Raw genomic sequence first — 929 nt, 5'->3', positions numbered from 1 at the left:
GATAGACGTCGCACACCTTGTCGTTCTTGCCGATCACAGGCTCGACCCAGTTCGCCTTGTATTTCAGCATCAGATGCACCTTTTCCGGCGGCTTCGGCAGGTCGCTGTCGATTGCCGAGGCGAAGGGATGGATCAGGTCCGGCCAGGTCGGGTCGTAGAGCCAGAGTGCGGCGCCGCATTTCTTGCAGAAATTGCGCTCGCCGGTCGAGACTTCGCAGCGCGGATGCTCGTCGTCCTCGATCTCGGCGCGGTAGACGCCGAGGCCGCGCTTGCCTCGGATTTTCATCGTCTCGTAATCGGCGCCGAGGTTGATCGCAAACCCGCCGCCGCCCTGCTGCTTGCGGCAGATCGAACAGTAGCAGAGCATGAACGGCACCGGCGTGTGGCTTTCCACCTCGAAGCGGACGGCGCCGCAGCGGCAGGAGCCTTTGAGCAGGACAGGCATGGCGGGAACTCCGTTTTCAGGTTCTCAACCTGTCAGCATGCTTTTGGTTGCGGCGATGACAAGGCCCATGCCGGATGAGATGATTGCGGCATGGACAATGACCGCCTTGAAGACCTGTTCGAGAGCCTCGGACCGATCAGCATTCGAAAACTGTTCGGCGGCAAGGGTATCTATTGCCACGGCGTCATCGTCGCGGTTGTCGTGCGCGGCGAACTGCTGCTGAAGGCGGACGAGGAAACCATCCCCGATTTCGAAGCTGCCGGCTGCAGCCAGTGGACCTATACCGGTTCGCGGCACGGCAAGCAGGTGGCGATGCCCTATTGGAGCGTTCCGGACAGCGCCTTCGACGATCCCGACGAGATGGCGGTCTGGGCGCGCCGGGCTTATGAGGCGGGAAGGCGGGCGGGGAAGTGAAGCGGCAACTTTCGAGCGTCGCGGCTTATGTCGGACTACTGGAAACGCCGAGTTCCCGCCCACCCCCCTC

At 62.4% G+C, this 929-nt stretch carries 2 protein-coding genes; one reads left to right on the top strand and one right to left on the bottom strand.

The window, feature by feature from the left end; all coding sequences use genetic code 11:
* On the bottom strand, positions 1-445 hold a 445-nt coding region (locus EOA38_RS37750), incomplete at its 3' end, for a GFA family protein (RefSeq protein WP_145966344.1).
* A gap of 90 nt (positions 446-535) precedes the next feature.
* On the opposite strand from EOA38_RS37750, the gene EOA38_RS37745 reads away from it, so the two are divergent.
* Positions 536-859: a TfoX/Sxy family protein gene (locus tag EOA38_RS37745; RefSeq protein WP_126093592.1), complete on the top strand. Its 324-nt coding sequence runs from the start codon at positions 536-538 to the stop codon at positions 857-859.
* Positions 860-929 lie beyond the last annotated feature (70 nt).

The sequence above is a fragment of the Mesorhizobium sp. M1E.F.Ca.ET.041.01.1.1 genome, assembly GCF_003997355.1.
Lineage (GTDB): Bacteria > Pseudomonadota > Alphaproteobacteria > Rhizobiales > Rhizobiaceae > Mesorhizobium.
This window is presented reverse-complemented; position numbering and strand designations above follow the sequence as displayed.